The following is a 14,303-nucleotide window of genomic DNA, read 5'->3' as shown; positions in this document are numbered from 1 at the left end:
CTCATCCGCTCCAGCTCGCGGAACGCGAAACCGTCCCAGTCGGCGAGCTCGCCGTGCGCGCGCAGCATGGGCATCCACAGGGGCAGCATCGCCTTGAGGTACTTCGCGCACGGCGCATCCATCATCAGCCACACCTGGACCAGCAGCTCGCGCGACTGCTCCGAATACCGCTTCGGCCGCTCCGCGGGCGACATCGACGGCCTGCCGCGCCCGGCTTCCGTGAGTCTGCGTCTCGCGGTGCTCCTGCCGATTCCCAGCACGGAGCACATCTCATCGAGGATGCGTCCCTTGTCCTTCTTCGACGCCTTCATGTATTCATCCCTGAATCTCAGGGTGACCTGCCGCTTCGTCGCCATGCTGATCCTGTCTTCCATAAGACAAGCCAAACAGGACCGATACCGTTCGCGCTCATTCCCGATGAGGCACCACCACACCCTACGCGCTCAAAAAACGTGAGGCACGTCGGGATGATGTCGAAAGTCGTAACCCTGTGTATACTTAATTGCTGTTGCTTTGGCAGGCCGAGCCGTGAAGCGGACAGTTCAGTGGACTGTCCGTAGGCGAGGGGAGCGTGATTTATCGCGCGACCTGGTACCGAGCCAAAGCGTGTTGCTTTGGCGAGGGAAGACACAGTCTCGTAAGAGTCCGTATCTTCCGTTATCGACTCGGCGTGAGATTTCACCTCCTTGGGTGCTGGTCTGCGGCGCGTCGTGGCGTCAAACAGACAAAACGATAAGTAACACCAAAAAACAAGGAGTATCCATTATGGCTACCACCATCAAGCTCGAGGGTGAAACCCGTACTGAGTTCGGCAAGGGCGTTGCTCGCCGTCTGCGCGTTGCCAAGAAGATTCCGGCAACCATCTACGCTGGCGGTGAAGATCCGGCTTTCGTGACCCTGCCGATGCGTGAGACCACCCTGGCTCTGCGTCACACCAACGCTCTGTTCAGCATCGCTTTCGGCGGCGAGACCAAGATGGCCGTCGTCAAGGACGTGCAGAAGAACCCGGTCAAGCGCATCATCGAGCACATCGACTTCCTCGAGGTCAAGGCCGGCGAGAAGATCGACGTTGAGGTGCCGGTCTTCGTTGAAGGCACGCCGAAGGGCGCTGCCGTGGCATTCGTCGACATTCAGGAGCTCAAGGTTCGCGCTGACGTTGCCAACCTGCCTGAGAAGATCGTTGTGAGCGTTGAGGGCCTGACCGACGGCACCAAGGTGTTCGCTAAGGACGTCGTGCTGCCTGAGGGTGTTGAGCTCGACGTTGAGGATCCGGAAGAGTCCGTGGTCACCGTTGAGGTTCCGGAAGACGCTACCGAGTCCACCGCTGCTCCGGAAGCTGCTGCTCCGGCTGCCGACGCTGACGCTGCTCCGGCTGCCGACGCTAAGTGAGTCGTACGTCTGAAACGCGATAGCGTACAGGCGAACTCCTAAAAATCGTCGAACCCGCGTCTAGAGAAATCTAGAATGCGGGTTCTTCATTTTCACCATGTGAAAACTCTTACACTCGTTATGCGTGTGTGTGCGAAAGTATCCACAGAGCTTGCGCCACAAGCGCATAACCAACCACTATCACGGCGGTTCAAACCGCCAAGTCAAGAAGAAGTAACGACTAATGACTGAAAACACGCACCACGATCCGGCAGCGCTTGATAAGCTCACCGAACCGTTCACCGTACTGCCGAACGACAACCCCGCATCCGATGAGAAGCGTCAATCCCTCATCGACAAGCCGGCTTTCGGCCAGGTGTTCTCCGATAACATGACCCACATGACCTGGACCAAGGGCGAAGGTTGGTCCGATCGCCGCGTTGAGCCGTACGCTCCGCTGAAGATGGATCCGGGTGCTTCCGTACTGCACTACGCACAGGAGTGCTTCGAAGGTCTGAAGGCATATCGTCACGCTGACGGCTCCACTTGGCTGTTCCGCCCGGATGCCAACGCCGAGCGCTTCCAGAACTCCGCCAAGCGTCTGTACCTGCCTGAGCTGCCGATTGATGACTTCCTCGGCTCCGTGGCTGCACTGGTCAAGCGTGATGCCGCATGGGTTCCGTCCCGTCGCGAGTACACGCTGTACATGCGTCCGTTCATGTTCGCTTCCGAGCCGTTCCTTGGTGTGCGCGCACCTCAGGAAGTCGACTACTGCGTGATTGCTTCTCCTTCCGGCCCGTACTTCCCGGGCGGCGTGAAGCCGGTGAGCATCTGGGTTGAAGACAAGTGGTTCCGCACTGGCCCTGGCGGCACTGGTTTCGCCAAGTGCGGCGGCAACTACGCTGCATCCCTGCTCGGTGAATACACCGGTATTGCCAACGGCTGCCAGCAGGTCTGCTTCGTGGATGCTGCCACCAAGACCTACCTTGAGGAGCTCGGCGGCATGAACATGATGGTTGTCCACAAGGATGGCCACGTTGAGACCCCGTCCCTGACTGGCAACATTCTGCCGGGTGTCACCCGTCGCTCCCTGATTCAGCTGCTGCAGGACAAGGGCCGTGACGTGGTTGAGACTATGATTCCGCTTGAGCAGCTGCTTGAGGACATCAAGTCCGGCGAAGTCACCGAGGTGTTCGCTTGCGGTACCGCCGCCATCATCACCCCAATCGGTCGCTTCAAGTCCGAGAAGTTCGACGTGACTGTTGCCGATGGCAACTCCGGCGAACTGACCGTTGCCCTGCGCAACGAACTCCTCGGCATCCAGCTTGGCGAAATCGAAGATCCGCACAACTGGATGTGGAAGGTGTGCTGATTAGACAGCATGTCTAATTAATGGCTTGTGATGATGCCCTATGGTGATGCCATAGGGCATCATTTTTGTGTAAGCTCATAAGCGGTCATGCACTGAGGAGGAATAGTATTCATGCAGGTGGCGTTGGAGAGCAATGCGGTGTTCTTGGGCATCGAATATCTCGCCATTCTGTGTTGGGGCCTTTCAGGCGGCTTGGCTGCGATTCAAAAAGGCTATGATATTTTCTCCATCATGCTGTGCGGTTGGCTTACTGCACTTGGCGGGGGTCTGTTCCGCGATGTGATGTTGGGAGACCTGCCGCCGGTGGGCATCACCGATAAAGGATTCGTGCTCACCACGTTGTTTTCTGGGGCGATTGCGGTAGTGGCTCATCCTGAAATCAGACAATTGAAATGGACGATGATTGTCGTTGATGCTTTGGGCCTTGGTCTGTTCGCCGTTAATGGCACCGCTAAAGCCTTGGCCTTTGGCACTTCCGGAATGACCGCCATATTCCTTGGCATGTTCACCGCGCTTGCTGGCGGTTTGATTCGCGATATCTTTCTCGGTGACGTGCCAATGATTATTCGCGACAGGCACCTATACGCCATTCCTTCATTTGTCGGCTGCATATTGACTGTGCTGGCGTGGCGTGGATCAGAGCATGGTTTCTTCGATATGCGCTCGGAAATGGTATTGGATGTTCTGATTGTCGTGGTGGTGGTACTGATTCGTGTGCTTTCGGTAGCGTTCAATGTGACGATGCCTGGTGCTGTGCCTCGTACTCATGTATATCTGCCGGGGGAGAAGCGGTACCTTCAGCGTCCGGATATTACGCCTCGCTCATCCTCGAGTGTTGATGATGAGTTTGTTGAGAACGGATCTGCTGAAGATTCGGATGCTCAATAGTGCTGTACTCCAATAGTGAGCAGTGCGAGTAAGCAAAACAAAAACCCTGCAATCCAAATGGACTGCAGGGTTTTGCTAAAACCTTATCGGCTTATGCTCACAGAGCGTTGATAGCCACAGCGAGGCCGGACTTGCGGTTAGCGGCCTGGTTCTTGTGGATCACGCCAGCACCAGCAGCCTTGTCGAGCTTCTGGGCAGCGACCTTGTAGGCGGCCTCGGCGGCAGCCTTGTCACCGGCGGCGATGGCTTCGCGAGTGGCGCGGATAGCGGTCTTCAGGCCGGACTTCACAGCCACGTTGCGAAGGTGACGCTTCTCATTGGTGAGCACGCGCTTCTTCTGCGACTTAATGTTTGCCACGTTTACTCCAAACGATGTGTTTTACAAGGACATACAAAAGTAAGAGGATAGCATGCACCCCGGAAAAACCCGCGCGGTGCCACGCCGAATACAGTCCCTCGGCTACACTAAGTGAAGTTTGAGTATATGCCAAGAGGAGGAATGCGTTGGTCGTCCAACACAATCAGCCGGGTTCCACTGATCAGTCACTGATTCGTAACTTCTGCATTATCGCGCATATCGATCACGGTAAGTCCACCGTGGCCGATCGCATTCTGCAGTTGAGCGGTATCGTGCCCGAGCGCGAGATGCGTGACCGTTTCCTTGATCGTATGGATATCGAGCAGGAGCGTGGCATCACTATCAAGTCTCAGGCTGTACGCGTGCCGTGGACGTTCGATGGTACCGAATACACGCTTGGCATGATTGATACCCCTGGCCATGTGGATTTCACCTACGAGGTTTCCCGCGCGTTGGCTGCATGTGAGGGCGCGGTACTGCTGGTTGATGCCACGCAGGGTATTGAGGCGCAGACGCTTTCCAACCTGTATATGGCCATCGATCATGATTTGACTATTATTCCGGTGCTCAACAAGATCGACTTGCCGTCCGCCGAACCGGACAAGCACGCCGAGGAAATCGCCGGCTTGATTGGCTGCGATCCGAGCGATGTGCTGCGTGTTTCCGGCAAGACCGGCGAAGGCGTGGCTGAGCTGCTTGACCGTATCGTGTTGGAAGTGCCAGCACCGCACGGTGACCCGGAAGCTCCTGCCCGTGCACTGATCTTCGATTCCGTTTATGACTCTTACCGTGGCATCGTGACCTATATTCGTATGGAAGACGGAGAGCTGCGCGACCGTGAAAAGGTGCACATGATGGGTATCGGCATGACCCACGATCCGATTGAGATCGGTGTCATCAGCCCGGACATGATGCGCACCAAGGCACTTGGTGCCGGCGAAGTCGGCTACATCATCACCGGCGCTAAGGATGTGAGCCAGTCCAAGGTGGGTGACACATTGACTTCCGCGGTTCGTCCGGCAACCGAACCGTTGCCTGGCTACCGAGACCCCAAGCCTATGGTGTACGCTGGCCTGTTCCCGATCGACAACGCGCAATTCCCGGAATTGCGTGACGCGCTCGACAAGCTCAAGCTCAATGATGCCGCGCTCATCTACACTCCGGAAACCTCCGTGGCTTTGGGCTTCGGTTTCCGCTGCGGATTCCTTGGTCTGCTGCACATGGAAATCGTCAACGAACGACTGTCCCGCGAGTTTGGTTTGGATTTGATTCAGACCGCTCCGAACGTCACCTATGACGTGACCGCTGAAGATGGCAGTGAGCATCATGTGACCAATCCGAGTGAATTCCCGGACGGCAAGATTAAGAAGATTGTGGAGCCTATGGTGGCTGCCGACATCATCACGCCGAAGGAATTTATCGGTGCTGTGATGGACCTGTGCCAGGATCACCGTGGCATTATGGGCACGATGGAATATATTTCCACCGACCGTGTGGAGATGCACTACCGCATTCCGCTCGCGGAAATCGTGTTCGACTTCTTCGATCAGCTGAAGTCCCGCACCAAGGGCTATGCGTCGCTCGATTATCACGAGGACGGCGAACAGACCGCCGATCTGGTCAAGGTGGATATTCTCATCCAAGGCGAGAAGGTGGATGCGTTCAGTGCCATCGTGCATCGTGATAAGGCGTACAGCTATGGTGTGATGATGACCAAGAAACTGCGTGGCCTGATTCCGCGCCAGCAGTTCGAGATTCCGATTCAGGCAGCCATTGGTTCGCGCATTATCGCCCGTGAGAATATTCGTGCATTGCGTAAGGATGTGCTCGCCAAGTGCTACGGCGGTGATATCACCCGTAAGCGCAAGCTGCTGGAAAAGCAGAAGGCCGGTAAGAAGCGTATGAAGATGCTTGGCCATGTGGAGGTGCCGCAGGAGGCATTCATCGCAGCACTCTCCACCGGTGAGGAATCCAACGACCGCGACACCAAAGATAAGATTCGCGCCGCCCAAAAGACGGAAGGCTGATGTTCGAGGTCTACATTCACGTTCCATTCTGCCTGAGACGTTGCGGTTATTGCGATTTCAACACATACACCGCAGTCGATCTTGGAGCGGGTGCCTCGCGCGGCAATTATGCCAACATGGTCATTCGCGAGATGGAACTGACTAAGCAATGGCAGCTCCACCGCGGCATCGAAGAGCCACCGGCTTCCACTGTGTTCTTTGGTGGTGGTACGCCGACCATTCTGTCCGCCGACGATTTGGTCGTGATGTTGAGCGCGATTCACAGAATCTGGGGAATCCAACCCGATGCTGAAATCACTACCGAAGCCAATCCGGATACGGTCAACGAGTATTACATCAACCGTCTTGCCGAAGGCGGCTTCACCCGCATCTCCTTCGGTATGCAATCCGCTGTACCGCATGTGCTCAAAACCCTTGATCGCACGCACACGCCGGCCAATGTAGCTGCCGGAGTCGAAGCTGCCGATAAAGCCGGGCTTCGCTCCAGCGTTGACTTGATTTACGGTGCGCCGGGGGAGAGCCTTGACGATTGGCGCACTTCAGTACAGGTCGCCATCGATCTTGGAGTCAATCACATATCCGCATACGCCCTGACCGTGGAACCAACTACCAAAATGGGTAGGCAGATTGCTGCAGGCACTTTGCCTAAGCCGAACGATGACGATGAGGCCGTCAAATACGAGATTGCCGACGATCTGCTCGACGCTGCAGGCTTCACATGGTACGAGGTCTCTAACTGGGCAAAGCCCGGATACGAAAGCCAGCACAATCTCGGCTACTGGCGCAATGTGGACTGGGCAGGTCTCGGCCCGGGCGCGCACAGTCATTACAACGCCCGGCCGTCAACCGATGCCCTGCGTGCATGGGATATCGCACATCCGCGCCTGTGGGGCACCGCCATCAACGAGAGTCGCATCCCATGGGGTGGCAGTGAGGAAATCACTCCGACCGAAAACCTCGAAGAGCTCATCATGCTGGGCTTACGCATTCGTGAAGGCCTCGATTTGGACCGCATCAATCATGCCATCGCCGCAGCGGAGAATCGGACGGCCGCGAGCGGCGCTGGGGCAGAAGGGCTCAAGCCCATCGATGTGGCTCAGCTTCAGCCGGTGGCTGAGGAAGGCCTCATTGCCATTGAGTCGGACGTCGAGCATCACACCCGTATTATTCCCACGCGTCGAGGACGCCTCCTCAACGACGCCGTTATCGAACGATTCTTTGAGCTCGCTGGCGTGTAAATCCTCGTAAAATCCATCGCGCAAGACGAATAACTTGCATTTTGCTAGGTACCTTGTATTATTTGCAAGGTACCTAGCAAAATGTTGACTTATGGGGAGATGATGCGAACCATGCCTTTGAGCGACCGGGAACTGGTGGAGCTGTTTCATGATGTGGCACGCGTCAGCCATCAGCGGGAGGTGCGCAACAACGACGCACTCGCGCACGGTAGCGGGCAGTCGCGTTGTCTGCTCACTTTGAGCGGTCTCGGTCCAGTCAGCCAACGCAGGCTTGCGGCGATCCTAGACGTTCGCTCGGCTTCATTGAGCGAACTGCTCGGCAAAATGGAGACACGCGGCTGGATTGCGCGTACACCGCATCCCGAAGATGGCCGCACCTATATGGTCGCGCTCACCGAGGAGGGCAAGGCCGAAGCGCTGCGCCGGCGTTCGTCCGGTAGTGATGCGTCCGTCGAGCTGCTTGCCGCGCTTGACGAAAACCAGCGTATGCAATTCGGGGAAATCCTGTCGGCAATCAAACGTCATTACCAAGAGCTCGATCAGAATCGCTAATAACAACAAAGCAATACCATGTCTCACCTTGAACAATCTTCATTAAGCAACCGTCGCCGTGCGCTTATCTTCGCCAACATCATGCTCTCATGCATCGCCACCACCATCATGGCCACGGCGCTTACCACGGTTTTGCCACCCATCGTGGTCGATTTGGGCATCACCATGCAACTCGGCCAATGGCTCACCAGTGGATACTCGCTCGCCATGGGCATAGTCATGCCGCTGACTGCGTTCCTCATCACTCGATTCCCCACAAAGCCGTTGTATCTTGCCGGTGCGGCGTTGTTCATCGTGGGCTCGCTGATCTGCGTGGCTCCGGTGCCATTCGCCGTCATCATGATTGGCCGCGTAGTGCAGGCGTGCGGCAATGGGCTGCTGATGTCGATGGCGCAGGTTGTGCTCATGACCATTTATCCGGACAATCGTGGCACGGTTATGGGCTGGTATGGACTTACAGTCGGCGTTACACCGGTGATTGCGCCTACATTGTCCGGTTTGATGGTCGATGCATTCGGGTGGCGATCGATTTTCTACCTGGTAATCGCGGTTATGGTGGTGTCGCTGCTTGCCGCATGCTTCGTATTCGGCAATGTGCTCAACACATCCAAGCGATCCTTCGATGTATTGTCGTTTGCGGTGAGCATCGCGGCATTCGGTGGCGTGACGCTCGGTATCGGCAACATCGGTTCCATGCCGTTCGTCAGCACGACGGTGCTGCTGCCGCTGGTCTTGGGCGTAGCCGCATCTGTTTGGTTCGTGGTGCTGCAGCTGCACCGCGAGCGCCCATTCCTCGACGTGCGCATTTTGCGTAACCGTGGCTTCGCGCTGAGTGTGATCGGCAGTATGCTGCTGTACTTCGCGATGATGGGCTCGTCGGTGATGCTGCCGCTCTATGTGCAGACCATCAAGGGCGGCTCGGCGTCGATGGCCGGGTTGGTGAGTCTGCCAGGCTCGCTTGCGATGGCGATCATCAGTCCGATGGCCGGCAGACTCTACGACCGGTTTGGCGTGAAGCGACTGTTTTTGATTGGCGGCATTTGCCTGACCGCCAGCAACTTGTGCATGGGGCTGTTGCCTCTCTCGGCATCAATCTGGGTGGCTGCTACGATCAACGTGGCGCGTTCGTTGGCGATCGGTTGCCTAATGATGCCGCTTGTAACCTGGGGCACCAGTTCGGCGGGCGAGGGTCGTCTCGCCGATGCGAACGCGCTGCTTACAGCGCTGCGTACGATTGCCGGTGCAATCGGCCAGGCCGTGTTCGTCGGTATGATGACCGCGCTGGCGGCTTCCGCGCACGCTGGCGGCCTGGATTTGGCCGCGGCGAACATGCGTGGCCTGAACCTGACATTCCTGGCCATGTGTACCTGCGCGGTTCCGCTGATCATCATCCCGCTTGTTTTTCTGCGCAGTGACAAGTAGAGCTACTCCACGCCGCGTAGCAACGTATGTGCATAATCGTGCAGTTGTGCGCGGGTGAGCGTGTGGCCGCGAAGATACGCCCAGTCGAGCACGAGCATCACCGTGTTCGCGTAATGGTCGGCAATCAGGTCGGCCGGCAAATCGAATCGGTCGCGATCGACACAAGTGAGCATGAGCCGCCGGGCGTTGCTCTCAATGAATCGGTGCAGGCTGGTGAACAGAGGGCCTTCGGGAGGATTATTCGCCAGAACCGTGTGCAGTAGAGCGGTATTCGATTCCAGCAGGTCGGCCATTGAATCCAATGCCACGTCCACGCGACGAGAGGAATCGACGGCAGCGAGGTCGGCGGAGTCCGTCTGCCTGGACAAGGCAATCCAGCAGTAGGTGAGCAGGTCGTCGCGATCTTCGAAATAGTTGTAGAACGTGGCACGTGGATAACCGGCGCGCTCGCATAGTTCGTTGACGCTGATGTCGGCGAATGACTTTTCGGCAAGTAGCGTCATCATCGCATCAAAGAACGCGTCGAGCGTGCGCTGTGTGCCGCGTGTGAGTTTGGCGTTGAGGTCTTTCTTCATGACCGTCAGCATATCCTATCGTCCAGAATTTTGCATTTGTCCAAGTTTATGTTAATTTAGACAACTGTAAAAATATGGACGCATGGAAAGTTGAATATCATGACAGACAGCACGATTGCAACGTCGGCGCCGACAACGCTTACCGCCGAGCCGCTGACTCTGCCCTGCGGAGTGACAATCAAGAACCGGTTCTACAAGTCCGCAATGAATGAGGCGCTCGCCGGCCGCGACTGCGCGCCGACCGAAGCTCATGTACGCCTGTATCGCACGTGGGCGCAAGGCGGTGCCGGTGTGCTCGTCACCGGCAATGTGATGGTCGACCATATGCAGCTTGGCGAGCCTGGCAATGTTGTCGTCGAAGACGAGCGCGACCTCGCCATGCTGCGACGTTGGGCCGCGGCCGGCACTGAAAACGGCGCGCACTGCTGGATGCAAATCAATCACCCTGGCCGCCAGTCGCCGATTACCATTAATCCGCATCCAGTTGCGCCGAGTGCGGGAAAGGTCGCTGGTGAGTACGGTAAGTTCTTCGCTGAACCTACCGAACTGACGCGCGAACAGATTCACGACATCATCCGTCGGTTCGCCAATACTGCCCGTATCGCCAAGAAAGCCGGTTTTACTGGCGTGGAAATCCATGCGGCGCACGGCTACCTCATCAACCAGTTCCTCTCGCCGCTTGACAATCGCCGTACCGATGAATATGGCGGCAGTCTTGAAAATCGTGCGCGCTTCCTGTTCGACGTGTTCGATGCGGTGCGTAAGACGGTCGGTCCGAAATTCCCGATTGCGGTGAAGCTCAATTCATCCGATGTGCCCATCGCCATCAAGGTCAATGAACGGGACGGTGCGCCAGGAGGGTTCAGTGAAGAAGAATCCGTCTGGGTGATGAAGCAACTCGAAGCCCGCGGCGTTGATCTCATCGACATTTCCGGTGGCACGTACTCCAAGCCGGTTATCCAGACCAATGACGGTGCGGCCGAAGATCGCAGACGTGGTGTCTACTTCACTGATTTTGCGCGCCGCATCAAAGGCGAACTGAGTGTACCGATTGCGTTGACCGGCGGATTCCGCAATGCCGATGATATGGAACGTGCGCTTGACGAGGGCATCACGCAGATGATCGGCATCGCGCGCCCATTAGCGCTTGTGCCCGACCTGCCAAACCGCATTATCCGCGATGGGTGGCGTGGAAGCGTCGATTTGCCACGGGTTACCACCGGTATCAAGCATCTCGATAAGGCATTCGGCGGCATTCTCGTTATCAGCTGGTTTGAGCTGCAAATTCACCGCATTGCGCGTGGCAAACACCCGAATCCACGCATCGGCGGCATGCGTGCGTTACTGTTCTCGCTCAAACAGCATGGTCCCGCGGCGCTCACCCCGCGCCGCCGCAAAGGCCGGCAGTGATTCGAGAGCGGCAAAGGCTGACCGGAAGAAGTCATCGAATGCATCGAAACAGTACAAGCGGGAATATGGAAAGGACATCGTAATGGACATCGCCATCATCACCGGCGCATCATCCGGTCTCGGCCGCGAATTCGCGCGACATATCGCCGACCGATATCAACGGCTCGATGAGATCTGGCTGATCGCGCGCAGGCACGAACGCCTCGAAGTGCTCGCGTCGGAACTTGCCCCATCGACGCACACGGCCCTGCGCGTCGTACCGCTCGATCTTGCCGATTCCTCCAGCTATGGCAGACTCGGCAAACTGCTGGCCGACGCCAAGCCGGTGATACGCGTGCTCGTCAACAACGCCGGTTACGAGCGCGAGGGCCTGCTGCGCGACATGAGACCGGCAGACATGCTCGCGATGATTGATCTCAACGTCAAAGGGGTGACGATGGTCAACCGTGTATTTCTGCCATACATGAGCCGGGGAAGTTTCGAGATCGTCACCGGCTCGGTGTCCGCATTCGCGCCGATGCCGTGGCAGGCGGTCTATGGGGCCAGCAAGGCATACGTGCGCTCGCTCGTGTTCGCGATTCGCGAGGAGGAGCACCCCCGCGGCGTGAACATCATGCTGCTCAGTCCCGGCAACATGGACACCGAAATGAACGTGCGCGGTTCAGGCGGCGGCAAAATCGGCATGCTGCCGTATCTGGACCTTGCCGGGACTGTCAAACGGTCGTTGAGTCTCGCGGAGCGCGGTTGCGGCGAATACACGCCGATGACGTTCTATAAGGCGTACCGTTTGCTGGCCAAGCTTGTTCCCTCAACGCTTATGGCGCGTTTTACTCGTCTGAATTCGGGCGGTGCGAATGGTCGGGGCCTATAGCGTCGCGGATGGGACAACAAGAGACGCCGGAACCGACTGTATGTTCGCGTCCTCACGAGTGCCGCGCGAACATACAAACGATTTTGGCATGCAATTTGTTTGTAAGTTCGCGCGGGGTTCGTCGATGCGCGAACTTGCAAACGATTCGGTGGCCGGACCCGAGTCGGTTGCGCTCGCCGGCTGGTATTCCAGCGTCATGGTGGCTGCGGCCGGTGACTGGGGGTCGAGAGTGGCGGTTCTCCATCCATGATGTGGAGATGGAGTGCCATGCATGATCGTATTGCCGCCCAGATCAATGAGAAAATTCGAGAAACCCGCCTTCAGCAGGATTGCCGCAAGCCGGTTGGCAATCCAGCCTTTGGCTATGCCGTCCAGATCAATGGTGGCTTGAGGGTCGGATAGCCTGCATCGGTACTCACCGGTAACTGGGTCATGCTCAATCTCAATAGTCCGAAAGTCAACATGGGAGAGAGCGTTTGCCACCGCCTCTCGAGAAGGAACCATCTGATTGCGCCAATCCCAGAGTTGTACCAGTGGCCCGATGTCGATATCGAACAGTCCCTCGCTCTCCGCGCAGTAATGCATTGCGGTTTCGATGAGTTCGGCGGTTTGTGCATCAATGCCCGTCCACTCGCCATGAGCCTGATTGATGCGAGACACATCAGAGTGGGGCAATGTGCGTGAGAACAAACGTTCGAATGAGCGGCACTGGTCGATGAGTGATTGCAAAATCGCGATGATTGGTGACGGCGCATTGCCGCTGATTCGCACGTCGATATGAGCCGACGTATCGAAGGTGAAGAATCGGCAACGAGCCAGCCTCTTCGCATCGTCGATGGTGATGGATGCGAGATGCTCGCGCGGAATTGGGTCCAGGGTGCTTGATTGTTGCATGGCTGTAGACACGTACTTCCTGACTCGTTGCCTGATGCCTGCCCTGATTTGCAACCTTTGGCGTTACCGGGCGGTTTCGCTGGTGAGCTTGTTCAGCCATTGGTTGGTGGCGTCGTCGGAGTTCGCGGTCAGGCCATCGCCGATGGTCGCGTTCGGTGCAGCCTCGCGCAGCAAGTCGTAGCTGTCCTCGATTGGCGTGTATGAGCTAGTGCAGAACGGATAGATGGTCTTGCCGTCAAGATCGTAGGATTCGAGGAACGTAGCGATGAACATCGGTGCCGTGCCCCACCAGATGGGGTAACCCAGCAGAATGGTGTCGTATTGGTTCATATTCTCGACATGGTTCGCCAACGGCATGTTGATTGCATTCGGCAACGTCGGCATCGCCGTGGGCACGGCAGTAGGCGGCGTAGCCATCACCGTGTTCTCCATCCGAGCAGCTGCAGGTGCAGCCTGCCTGTTCGCCGTGATACTGCTTGCGCTGTTGCCGATACGCGTACGACTCAGCAATCGTGTTTGACGCGAACGGCACCTGCTCTCGTTTTCAATCGTAAGGAATCCAGTCATGACCTCATCAAACGTACTCATCATCACCAGTTCGCCCACCATCAATGGCAACGGCGATGCCATCGCCGCCATTGCCGCGGCGGAGTGGTGGCGCGCGCTGCAATAGGTACGGTAATTACCCCGATTTTTCGTCCCCCCCCCTCTAATTTGAGCTGCATTGGGTAAGAAAGGTTGTCGGAATGCTTACGGTTGAGAAAATATCATTTGAAGCGTTCGTGGAGGAAGCTTCCGCTTGCGATGTCGCAATGCCTATTGAACAAACCAAGGTTTGGACGGATTATCAACAGACCATTGACGGTCGCAGACCTTGGGGCGTACTGGCTGTGTTGGATGGTGATGCTCCGGTTGCGATGTTGTCGTTGATTGAGTATCGGACACATGGCTATCGGTATCTGCGGTCCATGCACGGCCCGGTGTGGACGGTGCTGCCGAACCCGGCCCTGGAACGCTCCGTGGTCGGGTCGTTGGCCTCCTTCGTGCGCCATGAGGATCCGGGGATCGTGTTCCTGCGCCTCGACACCTGGTCGTCGGCCGGCGCCCTCCCCGTGCTGTCCACGGTCCCCTACGACTGGACGGTGGTCATCGACGTCACCGGCGGCGACGAGGCCATCCTGTCGCGCATGAAGCGCCGCGGCCGGCGCGACGTGCGCAAGGCGCTGCGCGAATGCCCCGCATCCGTGGCCGACGAGACCGGGCCCGCCATGTCCGATTTCTCCGAATACTACGACGTGATGCTCGAGACCGGCGAGCGGGACGGGTGC

General features: G+C 57.4%; 14 protein-coding genes and 2 pseudogenes. 11 read left to right on the top strand and 5 right to left on the bottom strand.

Annotated features, from left to right (window positions below; genetic code table 11):
- Window positions 1–374: pseudogene (locus Tam1G_RS10975) on the bottom strand (integrase catalytic domain-containing protein); the annotation flags it as partial.
- Window positions 375–765: 391 nt separating this feature from the next.
- On the opposite strand from Tam1G_RS10975, the gene Tam1G_RS10970 reads away from it, so the two are divergent.
- From Tam1G_RS10970 to Tam1G_RS10960, 3 genes are all read left to right on the top strand, one after another.
- Entirely contained in the window at window positions 766–1,389 is a 624-nt protein-coding gene (locus Tam1G_RS10970) for a 50S ribosomal protein L25/general stress protein Ctc (RefSeq protein WP_033890967.1), read from the top strand.
- 223 nt (window positions 1,390–1,612) lie between these two features.
- On the top strand, window positions 1,613–2,740 hold the full coding sequence (locus Tam1G_RS10965; RefSeq protein WP_101626548.1) for a branched-chain amino acid aminotransferase: 1,128 nt from the start codon (window positions 1,613–1,615) through the stop codon (window positions 2,738–2,740).
- 111 nt (window positions 2,741–2,851) lie between these two features.
- Window positions 2,852–3,628 (top strand): trimeric intracellular cation channel family protein, encoded by a 777-nt coding sequence (locus tag Tam1G_RS10960; RefSeq protein ID WP_101626547.1) that lies wholly within the window; start codon window positions 2,852–2,854, stop codon window positions 3,626–3,628.
- A 97-nt stretch (window positions 3,629–3,725) separates the two neighbouring features.
- On the opposite strand, the gene rpsT is transcribed toward Tam1G_RS10960, so the two are convergent.
- Complete coding sequence (rpsT, locus tag Tam1G_RS10955; RefSeq protein WP_033890964.1) at window positions 3,726–3,986, bottom strand: 30S ribosomal protein S20; 261 nt, start codon at window positions 3,984–3,986, stop codon at window positions 3,726–3,728.
- Between the two features lie 146 nt (window positions 3,987–4,132).
- Here rpsT and lepA point away from each other — a divergent pair, with 146 nt between their 5' ends.
- From lepA to Tam1G_RS10935, 4 genes are all read left to right on the top strand, one after another.
- Window positions 4,133–6,013: a translation elongation factor 4 gene (gene lepA / locus Tam1G_RS10950; RefSeq protein ID WP_033890963.1), complete on the top strand. Its 1,881-nt coding sequence runs from the start codon at window positions 4,133–4,135 to the stop codon at window positions 6,011–6,013.
- Window positions 6,013–7,251, top strand: a complete 1,239-nt coding sequence (gene hemW / locus Tam1G_RS10945) for a radical SAM family heme chaperone HemW (RefSeq protein ID WP_101626546.1) — start codon at window positions 6,013–6,015, stop codon at window positions 7,249–7,251. The genes lepA and hemW overlap by 1 nt, the downstream gene beginning before the upstream one ends.
- 99 nt (window positions 7,252–7,350) lie before the next feature.
- The gene (locus tag Tam1G_RS10940) at window positions 7,351–7,803 is read left to right on the top strand and encodes a MarR family winged helix-turn-helix transcriptional regulator (protein WP_242689616.1); all 453 of its coding nucleotides are present in this window, start codon (window positions 7,351–7,353) and stop codon (window positions 7,801–7,803) included.
- A gap of 18 nt (window positions 7,804–7,821) precedes the next feature.
- Window positions 7,822–9,225: a DHA2 family efflux MFS transporter permease subunit gene (locus Tam1G_RS10935; RefSeq protein ID WP_101626545.1), complete on the top strand. Its 1,404-nt coding sequence runs from the start codon at window positions 7,822–7,824 to the stop codon at window positions 9,223–9,225.
- 2 nt (window positions 9,226–9,227) lie between these two features.
- Here the strand turns inward: Tam1G_RS10935 and Tam1G_RS10930 are convergent, their stop codons facing one another.
- The gene (locus Tam1G_RS10930; RefSeq protein WP_165781998.1) at window positions 9,228–9,800 is read right to left on the bottom strand and encodes a TetR/AcrR family transcriptional regulator; all 573 of its coding nucleotides are present in this window, start codon (window positions 9,798–9,800) and stop codon (window positions 9,228–9,230) included.
- A 99-nt stretch (window positions 9,801–9,899) separates the two neighbouring features.
- Between Tam1G_RS10930 and Tam1G_RS10925 the strand changes: the two genes are divergently transcribed.
- On the top strand, window positions 9,900–11,210 hold the full coding sequence (locus Tam1G_RS10925) for an NADH:flavin oxidoreductase/NADH oxidase family protein (RefSeq protein WP_101626543.1): 1,311 nt from the start codon (window positions 9,900–9,902) through the stop codon (window positions 11,208–11,210).
- An 82-nt stretch (window positions 11,211–11,292) separates the two neighbouring features.
- Window positions 11,293–12,081, top strand: a complete 789-nt coding sequence (locus Tam1G_RS10920; RefSeq protein ID WP_101626542.1) for an SDR family NAD(P)-dependent oxidoreductase — start codon at window positions 11,293–11,295, stop codon at window positions 12,079–12,081.
- Here the strand turns inward: Tam1G_RS10920 and Tam1G_RS10915 are convergent.
- Both Tam1G_RS10915 and Tam1G_RS11985 read right to left on the bottom strand, forming a co-directional pair.
- Entirely contained in the window at window positions 12,076–12,987 is a 912-nt protein-coding gene (locus Tam1G_RS10915; protein ID WP_133125012.1) for an FAD:protein FMN transferase, read from the bottom strand. The genes Tam1G_RS10920 and Tam1G_RS10915 overlap by 6 nt on opposite strands.
- A gap of 51 nt (window positions 12,988–13,038) precedes the next feature.
- On the bottom strand, window positions 13,039–13,332 hold the full coding sequence (locus tag Tam1G_RS11985; protein WP_242689617.1) for a flavodoxin: 294 nt from the start codon (window positions 13,330–13,332) through the stop codon (window positions 13,039–13,041).
- On the opposite strand from Tam1G_RS11985, the gene Tam1G_RS11980 reads away from it, so the two are divergent.
- Window positions 13,331–13,495 carry a hypothetical protein gene (locus Tam1G_RS11980; RefSeq protein ID WP_242689618.1) on the top strand — a complete coding sequence of 55 codons (165 nt, stop codon included), beginning with the start codon at window positions 13,331–13,333 and terminating at the stop codon, window positions 13,493–13,495. The two genes, Tam1G_RS11985 and Tam1G_RS11980, sit on opposite strands and share 2 nt — an antisense overlap.
- 226 nt (window positions 13,496–13,721) lie before the next feature.
- Window positions 13,722–14,303: pseudogene (locus tag Tam1G_RS10905) on the top strand (peptidoglycan bridge formation protein FemAB); the annotation flags it as partial.

Source organism: Bifidobacterium imperatoris, from assembly GCF_002860405.1.
In the GTDB taxonomy this organism is placed as follows: Bacteria; Actinomycetota; Actinomycetes; order Actinomycetales; family Bifidobacteriaceae; genus Bifidobacterium; species Bifidobacterium imperatoris.
Note: the sequence above shows the minus strand (reverse complement) of the source record. Positions and strands in the feature narration are given on the sequence as shown.